We start from the raw sequence: 7,598 nt of genomic DNA, 5'->3' as shown, positions 1-7,598 counted from the left end.
GCATCGTGGGGTAAGGGGATGGTGTGCACAAATCGGACAAAATTCACGCTCATACTATCATGATGCATAGTGTTCACGCTCTTTACTGCAATTGAGATTGTCATTGAGATTGCTTGCGGATTTTAGGAAGACTACAAAATATTGCTCCGCTTTTTGTTTTTTCCGTGATCTTTTAGCTTCTATCCGTTGTTGACGCTCATCCTTCGCCATATCCAACGTGGCACGCAACGCCAGAGAGCAGTGAGCAGACGGTAGCGCCAGTCGATGACCACGACATGGCGGTGGTGAAGGATGGCGTTGACGATGGCACGCGCCACGGTTTCCGGGTTCATCAACAGGGGATAGCGGCGGCCGTCGCCAAGCAGGGCAGTACGGACAAAGCCCGGACGGATGTCGGTGAAATGGATGTGTTTGCCACGCATGTGGGCTTGTTGCTCCAAGGCTTCAACGTAAGTTGTGTCAAAGGCCTTGGTAGCACTATAGGCCGGAGCCGCCCCCATGCCCTTGGTACCGGCGATGGACGACACCACAGCAATGTGGCCTTCGCCGCGAGCGGCAAAGTAGCGATAAGCCTCACCGACCATGCGCGTGAAGCCCAAAGCATTGGTCTGCACCGTCGTCAGCTCCTTGTCGGCATCGAGTGCCATGTTTTGCCAACCAACGCCAGAGACATGAAGATAGAGGCTGATCCCCTCCATTTCATCGATCAACCGGCGCAACAGCACTTCGCTTCCGGTTTCCGTGATGTCGATGGAAGCATATTTCACCAGCCCGGGATATTCCTCGCTCAGCGCGGCCAAAGGCTCGGTGCGGCGGGCGGCGAGTCCCAAATGCCAGCCACGGTGGAGCAACAGCCGGGCCACTTCCATACCTATGCCCGACGAGGCACCCATGATCACCGCTGCAGGACCGTGCTTTGCTTCTGTTGTTTCTTTATGGTTTGTCATTACCTACACTTCTTTTATAAACGTCTACTTGACGATCAGCCTTGCGCACACCTTATTATATATACGTGGGTGTGCGCTTTCTCTGTGCGCACACCTTATTATATATATAAGAGACGAAGCGCTTTATTTCCGGAACTTCTTGCCTATGACGGGCAAAGAGCTCAGCGGCAGGTCCTTCTTCACGATGAATGCTACATCCGCGATCAGCAGCAGCGTGTTGACAAGCAGTGCCGGCAGCATCGGCAGATAGCGGTTGGAAGCACTCATGCCCACAAAGAGCACCACGGCAAGCAACGTATAGGTGAAGATAGACTTCAACGGATAGGCGATCGGATAGTATTTCTGACCGAAGAAATAGCTCAGCACCATGCTCACCGCATACGAGGCGAAGCCGGCCCAAGCGCAAGCCCAGTAGCTGAAGCGCGGAATGAAGATGATGTCGAAAGCGATCAATACGACTGCACCTATTCCTGAGAACCACGCACCCCAAATGGTCTTGTCGATGAGCTTATACCAAAAACTGAGGTTGAAAAACACACCGAACATGATCTCGGCAGCCATCACGATCGGCACAATCTCCAGTCCCTCCCAGTAGCTGCGCCCGATGATATAGCGGATGATGTCCATGTAGGCCACCACGCAGAGGAAGGCGAGCAGCGTGAAGATGATGTAGAACTTCATCACGCGGGCGTAGGTCTCCTTATTGTTCTTCTCCTTGGACTGTCCGAAGACAAACGGTTCGTAGGCATAGCGGAAGGCCTGGGTGATCATCACCATGATGGTGGCTATCTTGATGCACGCGCCGTAGATGCCAAGCTGAACGCGTGCGTCATGGGCGTTGCCGTCGAAGACATAGGGGAAGATAATCTGTGAGGCACACTGGTTGAGCTGTCCGGCCAGTCCCATGACGAGCAACGGCCAGGTGTAGCGGAGCATGCGCTGGCAGGTAGCCTTGTCGAAAGGATTGCCCATCGCCTTGAGTTCCTTGCCCAGCAAGAGCAGCGTGAGCACGGAGCCGGAGAGTTCTATCCAGAACACCCACACCACTTCCAAGTCAAAGTTTGCGTCGTAGATGCCGAAGAGATTGACGTGCATGGCTGGCAACACGATGAGATAGAGCGACACGCCCACGATGTTCACGGCAATGCTTACCATCTTCAGTAATGCAAACTTGATGGGTCTATGGGCATAACGCAGATAGGCAAAGGGGATGGCAGTGAAAGCATCGATGGCCACGCACACGCCCATGATCATCAGATATTCGGGATGGTCGGGATAGCCGATGGCACTGGCGACGGGATGGATAAACAGCGCGAGCAGCACCACGAAGAGCAGTGAGGTGAAGCCTACGGTGTGGAGTGTGGTGGGATAGACCTTCTTCGGATCTTCACCCGGTCGGTTCATAAACCGGAAAAAGGTGGTCTCCATGCCGTAGGTCAGGATGATGATGAGCAGGGCAATGTAGGCATAGATGTTGGTAATGATGCCATACTGTCCGCCGGCAGCGTTGAACTTCGCCGTCTCAATGGGCACGAGCAAATAGCCGATAAAGCGGGCTGCGATACTGCTCAGGCCGTAGATGGCCGTGTCTTTTGCAAGTGATTTTAAATTTGCCATTATCTAAAAGAATATATACGCTATTGCTATGGCCGCAATGACGCCTGCAAGGTCGGCCAGCAGGCCGCAGGCCACAGCGTGACGTGTGTATTTAATATTTACAGAGCCGAAGTAGACGGCAAGGATATAGAAGGTGGTGTCGGTGGAACCTTGGAAGATGCAGCTCAGACGACCCACGAAGGAGTCGGGACCATAGTTCTTCATGGCCTCCAACATCAGTCCGCGGGCTCCACTGCCCGAGAGCGGCTTCATAAACGCCGTGGGCAACGCTCCCACGAAATCGGTGTTCAGTCCGCATTGCTTCACCACCCAAGCAATGCCCCCGACGAGCATGTCCATCGCACCCGAGGCGCGAAACACCCCCACCGCCACCAGGATGGCAACAAGATAAGGGATGATGCGCACTGCTGTCTGGAAGCCCTCCTTGGCTCCTTCGATAAAGGCATCGTAGACATTGATGCGCTTTCTCACTCCCGCAAGGATGAACAGCACGATCACCGTCATCAGGATCAGGTTGCCGGCCACGGCCGTCACAGTGCCCATTGTGTCCTTGTCCATCTGTCCGAAGCCCCAGATGACCAAAGCGACAAAGGCGATGAGTCCGCTCAAGGTAGCCAGCAGAATGGGTTGGAAGAGGTTGATGCGCTGCCACATAGAGGTGATGATAATACCCGCCAGCGTGGCCACGCTCGTCGCCAAAAGGATGGGGATGAACACATCGGTGGGCTGCGCGGCACCATAACTGGCGCGGAAGGCAAGAATCGTCGTAGGGATGATGGTCAGCCCCGACGTGTTGAGCACCAGAAACATGATCATCGGATTGGTGGCTGTGTCCTTCTTTGTGTTCAACTCCTGCATGCCGGCCATGGCTTTCAAACCCGTCGGCGTGGCGGCATTGTCGAGTCCGAGCATGTTGGCAGCGATGTTCATGAAGATAGAACCCATCACGGGATGGTTCTTAGGAATGTCGGGGAAGAGTTTGGTAAACACCGGACTGAGCAACCGCGCCAAGGCGTTGACGGCACCGGCCTTCTCTCCTATCTTCATGATTCCCAGCCACAGAGCCAGCACGCCCGTCAGCCCCAGTGATGTTTCGAAGGCTGTCTTTGATGTATCAAACGTGGAGTCCACCATCTTCTGGAAGATTGTGGTGTCACCCATCAGCAATTGTACGCCGCCAAAAACAAAGGCTACGACAAAGAATCCTATCCAAATATAGTTGAGTACCATTTATATCTTATGATTCATCTTTTGATGTGCAAAGTTAATAAAAAAAAACTACATGTACTTTTTTAGTGGCTAATATTTGTATATTCTAAAATTAAGTCGTAAATTTGCCACAATAAGAACAACAGCAAAGGGAATCTCTTACCCCAGCGAACGGGGGGGGAGTAGAATAAATCAATCCACCATCGTGAGCAACATTAACATAGACAGAAGCAAAACTCTATTGGCCGCTATTTCATGCTGCGACTTCGTCATCATCAACTTTGTTTTTTACATCACTTTCATAGTGCTTGGAAAAAACATTCCCGACTACTTCCACACCTATACGCGGGTCGTAGTTGTGCTAACCAATGTGGCTATTTTGATCGGCGAGATCTTCTTCCGCACCATCGTCCACTTCCGGTTGCTGCGTCTGATCGATGTGTCGGTCAACGTTTTCCGTTTGACACTGACCTTCACCATCTCCCTTGCCGTGCTGCTGAAGCTCATCTTCAACAACACGCCGCTGCACTTCTTGCTGTTTTTCTCCCTTGTCTCCTACGCGTTTCTGATAGTTTCGCGTATTTGCGAGCGTAGTATCGTCAACCGTCTACGACGCCATGGCCACAATGTGCGGAGAGTACTCTTTGTCGGTGATGATCCTGCTCTGCTGACCTTACATAAAGAAATGACGGACAATCCCGAAATGGGCTATCGCTCATTGGGCTATTACAGCGATACGCCCATCAAAGGCAGCACAGACGATTTCCACTATCTGGGCACACTGAGCCAACTCAATCAGGTGATGCAAAAAAACGACCGCTCGCTGCTGAAGCAATCCGGTATAGACATCGTATACTGTAGCCTGCCACACGAGATGGGTAGTGAAATCGAGCGAATCATGCGTTCCTGCGATAAAAACGTGGTTTATTTCTATTATGTACCACGTACCTTTATAGGGTCCGCCGTACATCTGCGTCCGATACGCATGGGTGATCATGTCTTCTTCACCAACCACAGCTCGCCACTGATGCAACCCTATAACAAGCTGCTCAAACGTGCCTTTGATCTAGCAGTGAGCAGTGTGACCTGCCTCTTCCTGGTACCCCTGACACTCGTAGTGGGTATCATCATCAAGATTCAAAGCCCCGGACCCGTGTTCTTCAAGCAGAAGCGCACGGGACTCAACGGCAAGACCTTCTGGTGCTATAAGTTCCGCTCGATGCACGTCAACAAGGATTCTGACAGCAAGCAAGCCACCGAGAACGACCCGCGCAAGTTCCCCTTCGGCAACTTCATCCGGAAATACAATATCGACGAGCTGCCGCAGTTCTTCAATGTGCTCATCGGCAACATGAGTATCGTGGGGCCGCGTCCCCACATGCTCGCCCATACTGAGATGTACGGCAAGCTCATCGACAAATACATGGTACGGCATTTCTGCAAGCCCGGCATCACCGGATGGGCACAGGTCACCGGATGCCGTGGTGAGACAAAAGAGCTCTGGCAGATGGAAGAGCGCATACAGCGCGACATCTGGTACATGGAGCACTGGAACGTGGGACTGGACTTGAAAATCATAGGCATGACTTTCCGCTCTTTCTTCATCCACGACGAGCACGCCTACTAAAGTCTCCGATTCCTCAAAAACGGAACCGTCAAAACCAAGCGACAGCACCTGCTGTCCTCTATTCGGCACCATCAAAATCAAGCGACAGTGCCTGCTGTCCTCTGCGACGGTACTGTCAACATTCTGTGACAGCAACTGCTGTCCTCAACGACAACGCCCTTGGAGTATCCTGTCATAAGGATAGCTCCAAGGGCGCTTGCTTTTTCAGCTACGTCGAAAAATGTTGCCTGCTATTCGTCCTTGTCTGTCCGGAACGGCATCAACGGCAGATTGGCGCAGTTTTTCAGGTTGCCCAGCTCGAAATTGCGGAAGCAGTAACGCACATACTTTGGTTGCTTCACCTCTGGCGACGTAACGAAGATCGTCTCATTGCGGCGATCCTGGCCTGCCACCCAAAAGTGCCCTGCCACAGCACGATGGAAAATCTTGTCGGCTCCAGCCACTTCAAATCCCTCGATATCATCGTAGCGCGAGATGCCACCATAGGTTTTGTCAATGCTTACATAGCAGGTGTCGCCCTCGACAAACATGCTCTTATACACCGGACTCTCGCATTTGATGCTCTTAAAGCCATAGTTGCGGTTGAGCGCAAGGAAGGCGAGACGCTCGCCCACGGGCTGTTTCTGACAGGGATGGATCTGGTTTCTCTCCCAAGGATAAACAAGATCATTGGTGCAGACCAGAGCACTGTTGGGAATAATGCTGGCCGCACGTTCCTGCTGTTCGCGCAGCAAAGCACCGGAAATACCGTCGGCTCCGTCACCATATATATAAGGAGCAATCTGCACAAAGTAAAACGGGATCTCTCCCTCACCGAAGTCGCGGCGCCATTGTTCCACGAGGAGCTTCAGCCGGTCGGAATATTCATTGCCCGGCGCACCGACATTGGAGCATCCCTGATAGTAGAGGATGCCCTTGACCGTGTAGTTGAGGATAGGGTGGAAAGTGCCATTGCCCCACAACAACGGGCGAAGATAGTCGTAGGGGAACTTCTTCACCATCTTGCCGGAATCGAGTTCTTCCTGTGTGTATTTCTTCAGATTGTCGGCATCGAGCCAACTCTCCACGCGCGAGCCACCTTTGTTGGCAAGTATCAAGCCCACCGGCACATTGGCCACACTGCTCACCTTGCGGGCAAAGAAATAGCCTACTGCACTGCAGTCCTCCACAGTGTTGACATCCACAGTCTTCCATTGACAATCGGCATCGTCCTGAGGCTTGGTGCGCATCACGCTTGGAATCTTCACAAAATGAATGCCTCGCACATCAGAAGCGGTGGAGACCACCTCGTTGTAGTCCTTCAGGGGACAGTTGCCAAAGCCACGCACGGGAAATTCCATGTTGCTTTGTCCGGCACATACCCATACTTCGCCACTGAGCAGCCCGTTGATCGTCGTCTTCTCGCCATCGTCGAAGGTCACCGACAACGGCGTGTAGCCGGCCCTAGGCGTCTTGACCTTGACCTGCCACTTTCCGTCGCGAGCGGTACGAACCGTGTAGACATCACTGCTCCACGACACGCTGACGCGTACCGTCTTGCCGGGCTGGTCCCATCCCCACAGGCGGGCTTCGCTCTGCTGCTGCAATACCATGCCATCAGAAACCAAGTGGGGCAGTCTGACTTTCGCCTGACCCATGAGTGGCAAAACAAGGGCTGCAAGCGAAACAAAGAATTGTTTAGTTGTCATATATATAATATTTTAGTTGGGTTTCTATCTTTCATCAACTCTTTCTCCTTATTATTATTGTCGGATATATAAGAAAAAAGCCACGGCAAGCATGATACCGCCCGTGGCTGCCCTTGAATACACAATATCTATCTACCTTTGAAACTTCATCAGCCTAACAACTTCGTGTGTGACACACAGCTGTTACTAAACTGTAAAGCTGAAAAAGAGAGCAATCTCACGACTCCTCTCTTCCTACAAAAAAACTACCTATATATTATTACTATACATATTTTGCCTAAAAAGGCTGGTGATATTTGATCAATCCTATTGTGTCTTATCAATGTTTACGCATACATTGTCTATGATTGCAAAGGTAAAGAATATATTAAAAACCGTGTAATACTATATTTACCAAATACAATACTATCATGTAAAAAAAGATAATACATACCTCTCTGACAAGTGATTGTTTCGATATCAAACCTTTGATTTCTAACATTTTTTTACCGCCAAAACAAAAATAGGATG

General features: G+C 51.4%; 5 protein-coding genes. 1 reads left to right on the top strand and 4 read right to left on the bottom strand.

Annotation, left to right across the window (positions count from 1 at the left end; translation table 11 throughout):
- Nucleotides 1-179: 179 nt before the first annotated feature.
- The 3 genes from FYJ73_RS06590 to FYJ73_RS06580 all read right to left on the bottom strand — a co-directional run bounded on the left by FYJ73_RS06590 (nucleotide 180) and on the right by FYJ73_RS06580 (nucleotide 3,794).
- Nucleotides 180-947: an SDR family NAD(P)-dependent oxidoreductase gene (locus FYJ73_RS06590; RefSeq protein ID WP_154533918.1), complete on the bottom strand. Its 768-nt coding sequence runs from the start codon at nucleotides 945-947 to the stop codon at nucleotides 180-182.
- Nucleotides 948-1,070: 123 nt separating this feature from the next.
- Complete coding sequence (locus tag FYJ73_RS06585; RefSeq protein ID WP_154533917.1) at nucleotides 1,071-2,564, bottom strand: oligosaccharide flippase family protein; 1,494 nt, start codon at nucleotides 2,562-2,564, stop codon at nucleotides 1,071-1,073.
- Between the two features lie 3 nt (nucleotides 2,565-2,567).
- Complete coding sequence (locus tag FYJ73_RS06580) at nucleotides 2,568-3,794, bottom strand: nucleoside recognition domain-containing protein (RefSeq protein WP_154533916.1); 1,227 nt, start codon at nucleotides 3,792-3,794, stop codon at nucleotides 2,568-2,570.
- A gap of 184 nt (nucleotides 3,795-3,978) precedes the next feature.
- Between FYJ73_RS06580 and FYJ73_RS06575 the strand changes: the two genes are divergently transcribed.
- The gene (locus tag FYJ73_RS06575) at nucleotides 3,979-5,400 is read left to right on the top strand and encodes an undecaprenyl-phosphate glucose phosphotransferase (protein WP_336509584.1); all 1,422 of its coding nucleotides are present in this window, start codon (nucleotides 3,979-3,981) and stop codon (nucleotides 5,398-5,400) included.
- 230 nt (nucleotides 5,401-5,630) lie between these two features.
- On the opposite strand, the gene FYJ73_RS06570 is transcribed toward FYJ73_RS06575, so the two are convergent.
- Nucleotides 5,631-7,088 carry a sialate O-acetylesterase gene (locus FYJ73_RS06570; RefSeq protein WP_154533915.1) on the bottom strand — a complete coding sequence of 486 codons (1,458 nt, stop codon included), beginning with the start codon at nucleotides 7,086-7,088 and terminating at the stop codon, nucleotides 5,631-5,633.
- Nucleotides 7,089-7,598 lie beyond the last annotated feature (510 nt).

This window comes from Hallella mizrahii (genome assembly GCF_009695775.1).
Lineage (GTDB): Bacteria > Bacteroidota > Bacteroidia > Bacteroidales > Bacteroidaceae > Prevotella > Prevotella mizrahii.
The sequence above is the reverse complement of the archived record's forward strand: the minus strand, read 5'-3'. Positions and strand labels throughout refer to the sequence as shown.

Excerpts from the sequence above, each read along its gene's own strand:
- FYJ73_RS06590 (WP_154533918.1), bottom strand. The coding sequence starts at position 947 with ATGACAAACCATAAAGAAACAACAGAAGCAAAGCACGGTCCTGCAGCG.
- FYJ73_RS06585 (WP_154533917.1), bottom strand. The coding sequence starts at position 2,564 with ATGGCAAATTTAAAATCACTTGCAAAAGACACGGCCATCTACGGCCTG.
- FYJ73_RS06580 (WP_154533916.1), bottom strand. The coding sequence starts at position 3,794 with ATGGTACTCAACTATATTTGGATAGGATTCTTTGTCGTAGCCTTTGTT.
- FYJ73_RS06570 (WP_154533915.1), bottom strand. The coding sequence starts at position 7,088 with ATGACAACTAAACAATTCTTTGTTTCGCTTGCAGCCCTTGTTTTGCCA.